Origin of the sequence: Microvirga terrae (assembly GCF_013307435.2) — a bacterium.
Taxonomy (GTDB): Bacteria; Pseudomonadota; Alphaproteobacteria; order Rhizobiales; family Beijerinckiaceae; genus Microvirga; species Microvirga terrae.
Genome location: NZ_CP102845.1, coordinates 4139900 through 4153436, shown reverse-complemented (window position 1 = coordinate 4153436; position 13537 = coordinate 4139900). Strand labels below are relative to the sequence as shown.

17 protein-coding genes are annotated in these 13537 nt (G+C 67.1%); 6 read left to right on the top strand and 11 right to left on the bottom strand.

The window, feature by feature from the left end:
• Window positions 1-11 precede the first annotated feature (11 nt).
• Both rpsU and HPT29_RS19515 read left to right on the top strand, forming a co-directional pair.
• Window positions 12-302: a 30S ribosomal protein S21 gene (gene rpsU / locus HPT29_RS19520; protein WP_173946228.1), complete on the top strand. Its 291-nt coding sequence runs from the start codon at window positions 12-14 to the stop codon at window positions 300-302.
• A 108-nt stretch (window positions 303-410) separates the two neighbouring features.
• Window positions 411-1496, top strand: coding sequence for a PLP-dependent cysteine synthase family protein (locus HPT29_RS19515; RefSeq protein ID WP_173946227.1), 1086 nt, complete (start codon window positions 411-413; stop codon window positions 1494-1496).
• 98 nt (window positions 1497-1594) lie between these two features.
• On the opposite strand, the gene HPT29_RS19510 is transcribed toward HPT29_RS19515, so the two are convergent.
• Complete coding sequence (locus HPT29_RS19510; RefSeq protein ID WP_259060191.1) at window positions 1595-1978, bottom strand: hypothetical protein; 384 nt, start codon at window positions 1976-1978, stop codon at window positions 1595-1597.
• 369 nt (window positions 1979-2347) lie between these two features.
• Window positions 2348-3238, bottom strand: a complete 891-nt coding sequence (locus HPT29_RS19505) for an NAD(P)H-binding protein (RefSeq protein ID WP_173946226.1) — start codon at window positions 3236-3238, stop codon at window positions 2348-2350.
• A 130-nt stretch (window positions 3239-3368) separates the two neighbouring features.
• Here HPT29_RS19505 and HPT29_RS19500 point away from each other — a divergent pair, with 130 nt between their 5' ends.
• Window positions 3369-4370, top strand: a complete 1002-nt coding sequence (locus HPT29_RS19500) for an AraC family transcriptional regulator (RefSeq protein WP_173946225.1) — start codon at window positions 3369-3371, stop codon at window positions 4368-4370.
• Entirely contained in the window at window positions 4367-4639 is a 273-nt protein-coding gene (locus HPT29_RS19495) for a DUF2312 domain-containing protein (RefSeq protein ID WP_173946224.1), read from the top strand. The genes HPT29_RS19500 and HPT29_RS19495 overlap by 4 nt, the downstream gene beginning before the upstream one ends.
• A gap of 76 nt (window positions 4640-4715) precedes the next feature.
• On the opposite strand, the gene HPT29_RS19490 is transcribed toward HPT29_RS19495, so the two are convergent.
• The gene (locus tag HPT29_RS19490) at window positions 4716-5054 is read right to left on the bottom strand and encodes a hypothetical protein (RefSeq protein WP_173946223.1); all 339 of its coding nucleotides are present in this window, start codon (window positions 5052-5054) and stop codon (window positions 4716-4718) included.
• Here HPT29_RS19490 and HPT29_RS19485 point away from each other — a divergent pair.
• Window positions 5026-5394, top strand: a complete 369-nt coding sequence (locus HPT29_RS19485) for a hypothetical protein (RefSeq protein ID WP_173946222.1) — start codon at window positions 5026-5028, stop codon at window positions 5392-5394. The two genes, HPT29_RS19490 and HPT29_RS19485, sit on opposite strands and share 29 nt — an antisense overlap.
• 604 nt (window positions 5395-5998) lie before the next feature.
• Here HPT29_RS19485 and HPT29_RS19480 read toward each other — a convergent pair.
• The 3 genes from HPT29_RS19480 to HPT29_RS19470 form a co-directional block, all read right to left on the bottom strand.
• Window positions 5999-6202, bottom strand: coding sequence for a hypothetical protein (locus tag HPT29_RS19480; protein WP_173946221.1), 204 nt, complete (start codon window positions 6200-6202; stop codon window positions 5999-6001).
• Between the two features lie 165 nt (window positions 6203-6367).
• Window positions 6368-7264, bottom strand: a complete 897-nt coding sequence (locus tag HPT29_RS19475; RefSeq protein WP_173946220.1) for an aminoglycoside phosphotransferase family protein — start codon at window positions 7262-7264, stop codon at window positions 6368-6370.
• 227 nt (window positions 7265-7491) lie between these two features.
• Entirely contained in the window at window positions 7492-8406 is a 915-nt protein-coding gene (locus HPT29_RS19470) for an alpha/beta fold hydrolase (RefSeq protein WP_173946219.1), read from the bottom strand.
• A 135-nt stretch (window positions 8407-8541) separates the two neighbouring features.
• On the opposite strand from HPT29_RS19470, the gene HPT29_RS19465 reads away from it, so the two are divergent.
• On the top strand, window positions 8542-9441 hold the full coding sequence (locus HPT29_RS19465; protein WP_173946218.1) for a LysR family transcriptional regulator: 900 nt from the start codon (window positions 8542-8544) through the stop codon (window positions 9439-9441).
• A 41-nt stretch (window positions 9442-9482) separates the two neighbouring features.
• On the opposite strand, the gene HPT29_RS19460 is transcribed toward HPT29_RS19465, so the two are convergent.
• From HPT29_RS19460 to HPT29_RS19440, 5 genes are all read right to left on the bottom strand, one after another.
• Window positions 9483-9758 (bottom strand): hypothetical protein, encoded by a 276-nt coding sequence (locus HPT29_RS19460; RefSeq protein ID WP_173946217.1) that lies wholly within the window; start codon window positions 9756-9758, stop codon window positions 9483-9485.
• Window positions 9759-9966: 208 nt separating this feature from the next.
• Window positions 9967-10176 carry a helix-turn-helix domain-containing protein gene (locus HPT29_RS19455; RefSeq protein ID WP_173946216.1) on the bottom strand — a complete coding sequence of 70 codons (210 nt, stop codon included), beginning with the start codon at window positions 10174-10176 and terminating at the stop codon, window positions 9967-9969.
• A 184-nt stretch (window positions 10177-10360) separates the two neighbouring features.
• Window positions 10361-10708, bottom strand: a complete 348-nt coding sequence (locus HPT29_RS19450; RefSeq protein ID WP_173946215.1) for a hypothetical protein — start codon at window positions 10706-10708, stop codon at window positions 10361-10363.
• 701 nt (window positions 10709-11409) lie between these two features.
• Window positions 11410-12120: a carbonic anhydrase family protein gene (locus HPT29_RS19445; protein ID WP_259060190.1), complete on the bottom strand. Its 711-nt coding sequence runs from the start codon at window positions 12118-12120 to the stop codon at window positions 11410-11412.
• A 124-nt stretch (window positions 12121-12244) separates the two neighbouring features.
• Window positions 12245-13327 (bottom strand): calcium:cation antiporter, encoded by a 1083-nt coding sequence (locus HPT29_RS19440; protein ID WP_173946214.1) that lies wholly within the window; start codon window positions 13325-13327, stop codon window positions 12245-12247.
• Between the last annotated feature and the right edge of the window lie 210 nt (window positions 13328-13537).

The following is a 13537-nucleotide window of genomic DNA, read 5'->3' as shown; positions in this document are numbered from 1 at the left end:
AAGGACATCCTTTGCAGGTTTTCGTCAGGGACAACAACGTCGACCAGGCCCTTCGGGCGCTCAAGAGGAAGCTGCAGCGGGAAGGCGTCTTCCGCGAGATGAAGGCGCGGAAATCCTACGAGAAGCCCTCCGAGCGCAAGATCCGCGAGAAGGCGGAAGCGGTCCGCCGGGCGCGCAAGCTCGCCCGCAAGCAGGCCATCCGTGAGGGATTGATCGCCGCCCCCAAGCGTCCCGCCCGGCCCGGGCGCGGAACCGCCGGTCCTGCACGTCCCGCTGCGCCGGCTCCGAAGCCTGCCGAGTAAGCATATCGGTCGTCCTGTGCGGTGTTCCGCCCGTCCAGAGCCGAAACTCCTGGACGGATTCGGCCCGTTTCACTAAGCTTGAGAGGTGAAACCGAGGAGGGCCCGCCAATGGACAACCCGAAGCCTCAGACCAGGACGACCGACGGCCGCGGACGGCTGTTCGACAGCATCGTCGACACGATCGGCGATACGCCCTGCATCCGCGTCAACCATCTCGCGCCCGCGCATGTCACGCTCTACGTCAAGGCCGAGTTCTTCAACCCCGCCGCCTCGGTCAAGGACCGGCTCGCCATCGGGATCATCGAGGCGGCCGAGCGATCCGGCGCGCTCAAGCCCGGCCAGACCGTCGTCGAGGCGACGAGCGGCAACACGGGCATCGGGCTCGCGATGGTCTGCGCCCAGAAGGGCTATCCGCTCGTCGTCACCATGGCGGACAGCTTCTCGGTCGAGCGGCGCAAGCTGATGCGCATGCTCGGCGCCAAGGTGGTCCTGACCCCGCGCGCCGCCAAGGGTTTCGGCATGTACCAGAAGGCCGTGGAGCTCGCGGAGGCGAACGGCTGGTTCCTCGCCCGGCAGTTCGAGACGCAGGCCAACGCCGACATCCACGAGGCGACGACCGCGCGCGAGATCCTCGGCGATTTCAAGGGCCGGCGGCTCGATTATTTCGTCACCGGCTACGGCACGGGCGGCACCGTCACGGGCGTCGGCCGGGTGCTGCGCCGGGAGCGGCCCGAGACCAAGATCATCCTGAGCGAGCCGGCGAACGCCCAGCTCATCGGCAGCGGCCGGGCTCAGGGCCGGGCCGAGAACGGCGCCCCGGCCGAGAGCCACCCGGCCTTCGAGCCGCACCCGATCCAGGGCTGGACGCCCGACTTCATCCCGTTCGTGCTCCAGGAGGCGATCGACCGGAAGTTCTACGACGAGCTGATCCCGGTGGCCGGCGCCGAAGGCATGAAATGGGCCAGGATGCTCGCCCAGAAGGAGGGCATCTTCACCGGCGTCTCCGGGGGCTCCACCGTCGCGGTCGCCATGCAGGTGGCCGAGCGGGCCCCCGAGGGATCGGTGATCCTCGCCATGCTGCCCGACACCGGCGAGCGCTACCTCTCGACCCCGCTCTTCGAGGCGATCCCCGAGGACATGACCGACGAGGAAGCCGCCCTGTCGCGCTCGACCCCGGGCTTCCAGATGGGCTGACGGCTGAGGCTGCTCTTGTCACACGCACGCGCCTCGCGGGATCACTCGCACATGCGTGAGGAGAGCCTGGGCGGCTTGCCCAGGCCCTCCAACTGAGATTACGCGGCTGGCCGCTGGAACGTGACGCCGCACCGCTTCTGGATGCTCGCCTGCTCGATCGCTTCCATCTCGCCCTTGAGGCGGCTCAGTTCGGCCGCCGTCGTGCTGTCCCCCTTGATGAAGAACAGTGCGGGCCAGAACAACACGACACCGACACCCGTCGCCACGGCGTCGTTGGTCGCCTTCGAGTCCTGGGCCCCTGAGACCTGTGCTGCCCGTGACGAGAGGCGGGTCGCCTCCTCGCGGATCTGGTCACACTTCCAAGATGCATAAGCAGTCGGTGAAACATAGGCCGCTGCGATGTTCTCACTGCGAGAGGCGCAGCCCGCGACGGCAAATGAACACGCCGCAACCAACATGCCGGCGCGTTGAATAAAAGACATATTTTTCCCCCAATATCGCCATAATTGGCCGGGGGATAACCACTATCTTAGCCGGCTCTGTCAAGATCAACTTATGGGTCTTGCACCCGCGGCTCGCAGACATTCGCGCGGCAGAACGTCCCATCGAATGGGCATCGATCGTGACGGGGACATGCCGTACCTATCGCTCATCCTCCGCGTCATCACCGGGCTTGTCCCGGTGATCTCGATCGTTTGAAGCGCTGTGCCTTTCCGATCGAGATGGCCGGCACAAGGCCGGCCATGACCGGGGTATAGGCTTGGAGTTGCGGGAATGACCCGCGAGCGGTCATCCTTGAGGCGTGCAACCTTGCGGACGAAGCCGTTGCCCGGCTGACCGAACGAGATCGTTCAGCCCCGACCCATGACCGCCGGCCGCAACACGTCCGCGCACCATTGCCGGAAGGTGGTGGGCGTGGTGGTCTCGGGCGTGCGCGGTTCGGCGTTGTCCAGCCCCTCGGCCTTGGCTGTCATCATGGCGGCATAGCCCTCCACGAAGGCCGGCGACAGGCCCGCGGCCGAGAGCTGAGCCTTGAAGGCCTCGATCGGAACCGGGCGATGAACGACCGGCTTGCCGAGCATCTCCGACATGATCCGCGCCATGTCGTTCTGGGAGAGGTCCTCCGGGCCGAGCACCGCCCGATGTCCCTGGCCGCTCCAGCGCCGGTCCATCAGAAGGTCGGCCGCCGCGTCGGCGATGTCGCGGGTGGCGCAGACGGGGGCCTTCCGGTCGCCCGGAACCGGCGAGAAGAACTCGCCCCGGTCGCGGATCGGCGCCACCTGACGCAGCAGGTTATCCATGAAGGACGGCATCGTCAGAGCACGATAGTTCACGCCCGTGCCGGCGATCAGGTCGTCCATGGCGAGCGACGCGGTGACGAGCCCGGCGCGGTCCGCCATCGGGGTGCCCCGGCCCAGGGCCGAGATCCCCACCACATGGCCGACGCCGTGCGTCCTGAACGCCTCGCAGGCCGGACGGGCGAAGTCGGCATAGACCGCGTCTAGGCTCTCGGCATGCGGGTTGGGCGGAGGAAGCCAGAACACCGCGTCCGCGCCGTCGAAGGCGCGGTCCACCACGTCCGCCTCGCCGTGCGAGCCCTCGACGACCTCGATCCGCGCGAGCGTCTCCCGGGGCAGGCGCGACGGATCGCGCGCGATGACGCGGACGCGTTCTCCCGCCTGGAGCAGCCGCGCCAGGACCTGGCGGCCGATGGACCCGGTGGGCGTTGTGACAACGATCATGTCTGTCTCTTCCTTCACGACGGCACGGGATGTGCTGTCCGTGCCCATGCTTTAAGCTCTCACGGCTTTAAGCCCTCTTGGCCGGACGCTCCATGCGCGTTCGTCCGAACAAATGTCGAGATCGTCCAGAATGCCCGTCGATCCTCTCTCCGACGTGTTGGCGCTCATCAGGCCGCGAGGCTCCGTCTCGGCGGGCTTCGAGGCCGGCGGCGATTGGGCGGTTCGCTTCGCCGACCAGCACGCCCGCATCAAATGCTACGCGGTCACCCGGGGCGCGTGCTGGCTCGCCGTCGAGGGCACGGCGGAGACGGCTCTGATCCGGGCCGGCGACTGCTTCATCCTGCCGAGCGGTCGGCCGTTCCGGATCGGGAGCGACCTCGATCGACCGCCGATCGACGCTGCCACCATCTTCCCGCCCCCGCGGGATGGGGGCGTCGTCACCGTGAACGGCGGCGACGCCTTCGCTCTCGTGGGCAGCCGCTTCGCCGTCGAGGGGCGTCACGCGTCCATGCTGCTCGCCGCCCTGCCGGCGCTCATCCACATCCGGCGCGAGAGCGACCAGGAGGCGCTGCGCTGGTCGGTGGAGCGCATGATGCAGGAGATCCGCGAGGGCCAGCCCGGCAGCGCCCTGGTGGCGCAGCATCTCGCCCACATGATGCTCGTCCAGGCGCTGCGGCTGCATCTCGCGGAGGCTCCGCCGACGCGCGTCGGGTGGTTCTTCGCCCTCGGCGATCCGCGCCTGTCGGCCGCGATGGCCGCCATGCACGGCGATCCGGCGCATCGCTGGACGCTGCGGGAGCTCGGACGGCTCTCCGGGATGTCGCGATCCAGCTTCGCCCTCGCGTTCCGCGAACGGGTCGGGGAAACCCCGATGGCCTATCTGACCCGGTGGCGGATGCTGCTCGCGGCCGAGCGGTTGTCGGCGAGCGATCCGATCGCCCTGATCGCCCCGAGCCTCGGCTATGAATCCGAGGGCGCGTTCAGCGCCGCGTTCAAGCGTGTCATGGGCCGGTCGCCGCGCGCCTTCGGCAACCGGCAGGACGGGACGGCCCGGCCGCCGCCCGGCATTAACGGGGTGCTTACCCGCCTGCCCGATAGTGCCGGTCTGGTGAAGGCAAAGGAGAAGCCATGAGTGACGTCGTTGGAATTCCGGGCAATCGGATCCGCTCGTTCGTGGAGCGCATCGAGCAGATCGAGAACGAGATCAAGGACCTGAACGAGGCCAAGAAGGAGGTCTTCTCCGAGGCCAAGGGCGAGGGCTTCGACGTGAAGATCCTCAAGGAGATCATCAAGCTGCGCAAGCAGGACCAGGACGAGCGCGACGAGCACGACAGCCTGCTCGACGTCTACATGCGGGCCATGGACGAGGCCGGCCCCGAGCCGGTCGCCGCGGCGGCCTGACGAACCCCTGCGCATTCGACGCAACGAAGGCCGCCTCCGACGAGGCGGCCTTTTTCATGCGCGTGCGTGGGCGAGATCAGCCGCGTGACGGCGCCGATTTCTTGCGTGCGCCGCCCGTGCGCGAGGCGCCGGTGCCGCGGTCCTCGCCGCCCTGGCCGCCGAGCGCGCCCGTCAGCACCTCGCCCGCCGCCCCGATGGCGGCAGCCGCCACTTCGAGAGGCGCGGCCACGATCTCGGCCCCGAGGCTGCCGGCCGCCGACACGGCCCGACGGCCTTCCTGCACGCCGCCGCTCTTACCGGACTCGCCGCCCTGCGGCGCCTCGAGCACGTTCGCCACCGCCCTCAAGGCCTCGGCCATCACGGCACGGGCCTGCGGGGAGGTGAGGGTGGTCTCGAGGCTCGAGAGCCACGCCATCGGGTTCAACAGGCCGCCCTGCGGCCGGGACGCAGAGCACGCCCGCGTGGTGGAGCGCGACGTGCCGGTAGACGCGCGGGCGGAGGAGCGCGATCCCGCCGCGGAGCGGGCTTTTGCGGGAACGGCCTGCGACTTCGTCGCGGAGCGCGCGCTCGCCTTGGGCTGCGCGCGCTTCGATGCGGCCGCTCCCTTCTTGGCCGTCGACCGGGACGCGGATGCTCCCGATGTCTTGCGGGCCTTGCTGGGTTGTGAGGTCCCACTCTTCCTGCTCGTCGCCATCGTCATGTCCTCTTCTGGTGAATCCGAAAGCCGGCCGCGTCGGGCGCGGCCTCACCCATGACAATGACACCGTGTCCATTCGGTTCGCGCGAAGCTGCGGAAACGCCGCGCCGCGTCGTCGCTCCTCGCGCGGCGAGAGACGGCCGCTCAATCCTTTCCGATGATGGGGACGCTGTGCCTCATAGAAGCGGGATCACCGGGACGAGCCTGGTGATCCCGAATGCTTTGAGCAGGGTGTCTCACAGGATGACGAGGAGCCACGAACGTCATGCCAGGAGAAGCAACAGTGGCAGACTTAACCGTGAGCCCTACCTGCTATTGACAGAGCGGCATTGTGAGCCGGCACGCGAGAGGGACAATCCATGCGAATGCGCGTTCTGACATGTGGGGCGGGCGCGGTCTTATCGTTGGCGGCCTGCAACACGGTGACCCGTGGAGTCGAGGAGACGGTGACCATCACGGCCAGCCCAAGCACGGCGCGGATCCGGACGTCGCTCGGGCAGGAATGTCCCCGCTCGCCTTGCGTCGTGAAGGTGAATCGAAAGACTGAATTCACGGCCTATGCGGACGCCAGAGGATACCGGCCAGGGTCCCTCCTGGTGACGTCAGTGCTGACCGATAAAGCGGCCCCTGGCGTGATCGGGAACGCCATCCTGCCGGGCGGATCAGTCGGCTTGGTCCTCGATGCCGCAAACGGCGCGATGTTGGACCACAAGCCAAATCCTGCCCATATCGATCTCGTTCCTGTCGGCCGTGCCCGAAACCGGTAGCACCGGGTTCGTCCCGGTGATCCCGATCGTGTGAGGCGCAGCGCTTTTCCTGATCGAGATGGCCGGGACAAGCCCGGCCATGACATGGGAGGGTGTCATCACCGGCTCATACCGTCTCCACGTCATCACCGGCCCTGTGCCTGTGATCCTGATGTCTTGAGGCGCCGAGCCCTTCCGGATGCGAGTCGGTTGCGTGGATGAGCGGGGCCTCACGCTCGGCGAACATTCCCTTCTGCCTGAATGGTCTCCCGGCGCAGGTTCCGTTCAGACGACAGGGTCGTCGAGCAGGCGGGAGAGTGTGCTTCGTCCCAGGGTGCTCATCCCCGGATGGGTCCGCTGATAGTACCAGACCAGCCCCATCGCCTGCTGGAACGCCCATGCTGCTCCGCGCGCCCACTCGATGTCGTCCGATCCGAGACGGGACCGCACGATGTCCCTGCGGTCCCGATCGAGAAGATGCCACGCAGCCACGAGATCCAACGCCGGATCCGCCGGCCCGAAGCCGCCGGCATCGAGCACACCCGCGAGACGCCCGTCGCGCACGAGAAGATTGGCCGGAATGAGATCCCGATGGCTCATGACGTCGGGCCCGGATGGCGGCAGCTCCCGCAGCCGGGCCCACATGCCACGCAGGCGAGCGACGTCCAGAAGGGCGCCGCTGTTCCTGAAGCAGACGTCCATCCAGTCGTCGTGATCGGGAAGGTTGCCACCTCTCCCTGGTCCGTCGAAGCGGCGGCCACGGGTGTCCGCTGCGCGCAAAGACGCGATCAGGTCGGCGATGTCGAGGGCGAATGCCGCGGACGCCGCAAGTCCGTCCGGCGTGGCCGTCTCGCCGTCGATCCAACCCTGCACCGCCCAGGCTATCGGATAGAGCGCGCTGGGTCGACCGAGCCCCAGCGGTCGAGGAGTCGCATAGGGAGAATGCTGCGCGAACTCGGTCATGGCTGCCGCTTCCCGGCGCAGCATCTCGGCGCATTCGAGCGGGTTCATGGCGCGCAGGGGGAACCGTGCCGCGACACCCGATCCAATGCGGAAGATGGCATTGTCGGTGCCGGCCGATCCGAGTTGCACGATCCGTTCATGACGATACTCGGGAAACTGATCGGCGACCAATCCACGAACGGTATCAACGTCGATATGAATCTGATCGTCGTGCATCATGCGACCCATGTCTCCGGCCAGCCTGGCTCCTGACGGCTGGCGACAGACATTGGTCGCAACGCCACTGCCGGCAAGCCTTCGAAACGGCACCGAATGTCCGCTTCCCGGGATCACCGGCCCTGTGCCGGTGATCCCGGCGACGAACAGTGCCGCGCCTGTCCGTATCGGGATGGCCGGGACGAGCCCGGCCATGACGGGGAGAGGTCGTGCAAACCGCGTCGTTCCGTTCAGTTGGACGTCAGGAAGGAGCGAACCATGGCGCTCGTCGCCGTCGGGTTTTCTTCCATGATCCAATGGCCTGAGTCGGGAATGATCCCCTCGGTCACGTCACTGGCGGCAAACCGCATCACGGACGCCATCATCGGGCCAAACGATTTCTCGCCCCCGATCGCCAGCACCGGCATCCCGAGCTTTCCCTTGGCCGCGAGGAAGGCCTTGTTATCGACGGCATCCTGATCGAACGCGGCAAACTGGGCGAAACCCGAGTGCATGGCGCCCGGCAGGGCGTATAGTTTCGCATAATGGTCCCGTGCGGCCTCGGAGAAGCGGCTGGGCGTGGCCGAGAACTCGTTCCAGAAGCGATCGAGATAGATGCGCTCGCGACCGGCAACAAGGCGCTCCATGTCGGGGCCTCCAAAGCGGAAATGCCACAGCAGCGGGTTCTTCAGGACTTCTTCCCACGGGCCGATGCCCGGCAAGGGAGCATCGATCAGAACAAAGCGCCTCACCCGGTCCGGGTGCTGGACGGCGAAGGCGTAGCCGACCATGTTCCCGATGTCGTGCGTGACCAGATCGGCGCGATCGATCCTGAGCGCGTCGAGAACGCCTGCCACGTCGCCGGCTTGCGTCTTCTTGTCGAACCCCGCGTCCGGCTTCGAGGAAAGCCCCAGGCCGCGCAGGTCTGGAACCACGACCGTGTGATCGCGGACAAGATCCTGGGCCAGGGGCGCCCACATGTCGCCGGTTTCGCCATAGCCGTGCAGCAGAACCACGGCCGGGCCCGTGCCGCCGACGCGGACATGGATTGTGGCGCCGTTGGTGGTGATCTCCTGTGTCCGGATTTCGGCCGGGAAGGGCATCTGCGCAGCAGCCGGCAGGGCGATGGCGGCGGCTCCCAGAGCACTGATGACGAACCTGAGCATCTGACATCTCCTTTCAACGGGAGAGCTTTTGCCGTGGCTGCGGTCAACGCGTCTCCGTCGGAGCCGGAGATAGCGTTTGAGCACCTTCCGGATTAGGCTCCGAAAGGAGAAACTGGCCTCCGGAAAGTCCGAACGATGATGAAGCTCGATGGCATCGCCACCTTCGTGGCGGTCGCGGAGGCCGGCTCGATCAGCGAGGCGGCGCGCCGTCTAAGACTGTCGAAATCCGTGGTCAGCGACCGCCTGGTCGAACTCGAGCGCAGCCTCGGCGTGAGGCTCGTGCATCGGAGCACCCGTCGGCTGAGCCTGACGGAGGATGGGATCACGTTCCGCGAGAGGGCGTCCCGCATTGCCCACGAGGTCGAGGAAGCGATGGCGGAAATGGCCCAGCGCAGCGGCGCTCTGGTCGGGCCCCTGCGCATCTCCGCGCCTGTGACATTCGGCCGAATGCATCTCGGGCCGGCGGTGTATCCGTTTCTCGCCCGGCATCCCGGCATCGAGCTGACGCTCGACCTCGACGACCGGCGGGTGGATGTTTCCGCGGAAGGTTACGATGCCGTGGTCCGGCACGGTCCGCTCATGGATTCCCGGCTGGTCGCCTGGCGGCTGGCGCCAAGCCGGCGGGTTCTCGTCGCGTCGCCGGATTACCTGGCCCGGCACGGGACGCCCAGCGCGGCCGGCGACCTGGAGGGTCATGCCGGGATCTTCTACACCAACCGGGGTGTCGACGACTGGCGGTTCCCCGGCCCGACCGGGGCGACCATCCTCCGCGGCCGGGTGGCCCTGCGCGTCAACAACGGCGACATGATGCGGGACGCCGCGCTGTCCGGGATCGGCATCGCCCTCCTGCCGACCTTCATCGTCGGTCCCGACATCGCGAAGGGCCGCCTTCAGGTCGTCGATGTGGGGCTCCGGTCCGCTCCGGAATTCATCTATGTGGCCCATCAGGAGGGCCGGCGGCCTTCGGCGAAATTGAGGGCTTTCGCCGAGTGCCTGCGTGAGGCGTTCGGAGAGCCGCCGTATTGGGAGCGGTGACGGCGCGCCTGGGCGATCCCGCCTCACGCAACCGCAGCGCGTTAGAAAAGGCCCCAGTCCGGCGTGGTTCCGGTCAGGAGCCCGTAGACGCCCGCGACGACGTGCGCATGGGCGTCGAGCCGCTCCTCGGTGGTCGTGGCCTGCTGGAGTTCGAGGTCGTGGGTGTAGAAGAATTCATCGTAGTCATCGACCGGGGGTGGATCGTCCTTCCCCGTGATCTTGCCGCCATCGACGCCGCCCGAATAGTCGAGGCCGCCGTAGAGGCCGTATCGGATTCCGTTATCGCCGAAACTGAAATAGTCAGGATTGGGAAGCATGGCCGTCCCTCGCTGGGTTTCCTGAAGGCTTCATGCTTGCCCCGGTTTGTGTCGATTGCTGGGCTGGCGCACCGGCTCAAAAGTGGATTGCTCCTGTTGAAATCGATCCGATGCTCCACGCCTGAAAAGAGCGCATCGACGGACGCGGGAGACCGTGCCCCGTTCCTTGCGCGACGCCCCATTTTCCGCGCGACGCCTCGGGCGCCCTCTATCCGTAGGGAAACGGCCGGGAGCCGAAAATCCGCTTGGGCGGCATCGGCAGCTCCTTGAAGGTTTCCCCCATCACGGCCCGCTTGATGACGGTCCGGTCGACCCCGTAATCGCGCGCGAACTGGCTCCACTCCCGCTCACCGGACGCGTATCGGAGGCGTGCCTCGAGAACCTGCTCGGTGGAAAGCTTCCTGCTCTGCGACGCCACGACGAATCTCCATAAGAACGAAGCATGAACGTCTCATGCGGCCCCGGGTTCGTCGATGGGCTGTGGCGGAGCCTGTGGAGAACGGGGAAAGGTCCCTTCGGGACGCGGCGCTTTGGGTCGCCGGCGCGGCCCCGGGGTCCGCACGATGCGCCGGCCGGGCAGGGGGCGCGTCAGGCGCGGCCTCTCACGCCTGCGGCCGCCGGAACACGCCCTGCACGACGGTGCCGCGCCCGATCAGCTCCGGGGGCGGGTTCTCCCAGTCGACCGGCTCGGGCTGGCGCCCGTGCCAATAGACCATCCAGCGGCCCCGGTCGTCCTGATAGACGCCGTAGACCAGGCGGCCGCGCCACGCACCGCGCGCGAGGCGCCCGCGCAGCGCCACGCCGACGATCTCGCGCATTCCGCGCAGCACGAACCAGGCGAGGCCGAGGATCGTGGCCGGGCCGGCGACGAGCCAGAGCGCCTGGATCGGCCCGGGCGCGGCATGAAACTTCGAGAGCCAATCGGCGAAAGCAGAATAGGGCTGGTCCATGCGGGCAACTCCCCTCGGGCGAAGCGACCACCAGCACCGCTGGTGGTCGGGGAGTTGAGAAGCCGCCGAAGGACGACCGCGCTGCCCTTTAGGCTTGCGCCCTGGACATGCGACAGCACCTCCCCGACCGTAAGGTTGGGAAGGCATCGTTGACGGCCGATACCGGCCGCCTTCGGAGGGGTTCTCACGCCCCAGAGCCGGGGACACGGCTCCAGGGACGACATAACACGGTTACAGGCGGGGGCGTCAATCGGGCAGGGGTGCGTTGCGGCTCGTCATCCAGCCGCCGCCGTCATCACGCAACCTCCGTCGTCACGCCTCCTCCGTCATCACCGGGCTTGTCCCGGTGATCTCGATCGTGTTGAGCACCGTGCTTTTCCGTATCGGGATGGCCGGGACAAGCCCGGCCATGACGGGGGAAGGGAGAGGCACGTCCCTCCTCGTGTCATCACCGGCCTCGTGCCGGTGATCCCGATCCTGCGAGGCGGCGCGCTTTTCCGATCGGGATGGCCGGGACAGGCCCTTCACCTTTCCGCACCTACGACACGTGCACATCCATGTTGCTTCTCATGCTCGATCGTGCAGGGCAGCTTGGGGACAACCGGAGGTACGACAAGCAGTGAACGTCCGCTCACGCCTCCTATGCGGACATCCGCATGATGTCTCAGGCGTGCCAGGACCGGACCTTCGTTCGCCAGCCCTCATTCCATGAACATGATGCGTCCGGTCGCGACGTCATGCATCGCTGCGACGATCTTGAGTTCGTTCCCAGCAACCAGATCCCGCAGGATCGGGCTGTCGCGCTCAAGTCCTTGCGCCGCCAATCTGGCGTTCGTGGTCGCCACCTGCTGCACGAAGTCCTTGTTCTTTGAGGTGTGGGCGCCAGGGGCGCTGCTGTTGGCTTCGATCGCCGGTCGGATCCGCTTCAGCAGGTTGGTGAGCATTCCGAGCTCCGCACCGTCGATAGCGCCCTTGACCGCGCCGCACTCGCTGTGGCCCAGCACGACGATGAGCTTCGCCCCGGCCAGCTTGGTCGCGAACTCGGCGCTGCCGACCACGTCGTCATCGGCGACATTGCCGGCGATGCGGGCGCTGAAGATGTCGCCGATGCGCTGGTCAAACACGAGTTCCGGCGGCACGCGCGAGTCAATGCAGCCGATCACCACGGCGAAAGGAAACTGTCCGCCAGCCGTCGCCCTGACCTGCTCGAGGAGATTGCAGTTGCGCATGGTCTGCGTCAGGAAGCGCTCGTTGCCTGCCTTGAGCTCCTTCAGGGCGTCGTCCGGGCCGAGGGCACGTTGCCGCTCTTGCGTCAGCGCCATGCATGAATCGGCCGCATATGCACGGCCGAGGGTCGCCGTGGTGCCGACCAGAGCCCCGGCGCAGCAGAAGTACCGTCGTGACAACATCATCTCAACCTCCCTTAAACCCAAGGTGGCCACGGCCGGTGCCGTCCTGCTCCCCTTCCACCATCATTCCGCAGCCGCGCCCTTCAAGGCTGGCGCCGCCGCCGGAAGGTCACATCCGCCTACGGCCCTATGGCACCACGGCGAAGAACAGGAACGCCGCGAATACGACCAGGTGGACGATGCCCTGGAGCACCGTGGTCCGGCCGGTGCCGAGCGTGATCACGCCGATGAGCAGCGTCAGTGCCAGCAGGAGCCGCTCCTTGTCGCCCAGCCCAAGCTCCAGGGGCTGGCCAAGGATGAGTGAGACGGCGACGACCGCCGGGATTGTCAGGCCGATGGCCGCAAGGGCCGAGCCGAGCGCCAGGTTGAGGCTGGTCTGCAACCGGTTGGCCTGGGCGGCCTTGAGCGCCGCAAGGCACTCGGGCAGCAGCACCACGGCCGCGATGACGATCCCGATCACAGCCTTGGGCAGGCCGAGCCAGGCCAGCCCCACCTCCAGCGTCGGTGTCAGGGACTTAGCGAGCGCCACGACAGCCACGAGGGCGACAAGCAGCAGGCCGGCGCTGACGGCGGCCGTTTTGTTCGAGGGCGGCGGCGCATGCGCGTTCTCGTTGCTGGCCTCGACTGGGAGGAAGTAGTCGCGGTGGCGCACGGTCTGAATGAAGACGAACGCGCCGTAGAGCACCAGCGAGACGATCCCGGCGAAGACAAGCTGCGACGTGCTGAAGTACGGACCGGGTGCGCTTGTCGCGATGTTCGGCAGGACCAGCGTGAGGGAGGTGAGCGCCGCGAGGATGGCCAGGGCGGCGCTGGCCCCTTGCACCTGGAATCCTTGCTCGTGGTGGCGCGCCCCGCCCCAGAGCAGGCACAGGCCGACAATGCCGTTCATCACGATCATGACGCCGGCAAAGGCCGTGTCCCGAGCCAGCCCTGCCTTCTCGCCGGGTGCTGCGATCATGACGGAGACGATGAGCGCCACCTCGATCACCGTCACGGCGATAGCGAGGACCAGCGTGCCGAAGGGCTCGCCCGTCCGGTGGGCGACGACCTCGGCGTGGTACACGGCCGCGAACACGGTGGCGATGAGAACGATCCCTGCCACGGCGGCCATTAGCCCCCGCAGGCCGAGGAAGAGCGCGATCAAGAGAACGCCCCAGGCCACAGCAGGCCAGATCCACGCCCACCAGGGCATTCGTTCCGCCGTCGTCATGCGGGCCTCGCTCGTTATGCCAGTATGACGGCAGTAGCTGTCGGAAGTGAGGCGGACTTTTACCTGCACCACATCCCACCATCTATCACGAAGGTTGGATTAATCCTGGCTCACGCCGGATGTCTCTTTCGGGTCAAGAGCAGAAGGCGCAATAGCCGTACAAAGGTCCACTGGTGTTCCTGCTGCGGACGTTACTGCTGTGTCTCTCTA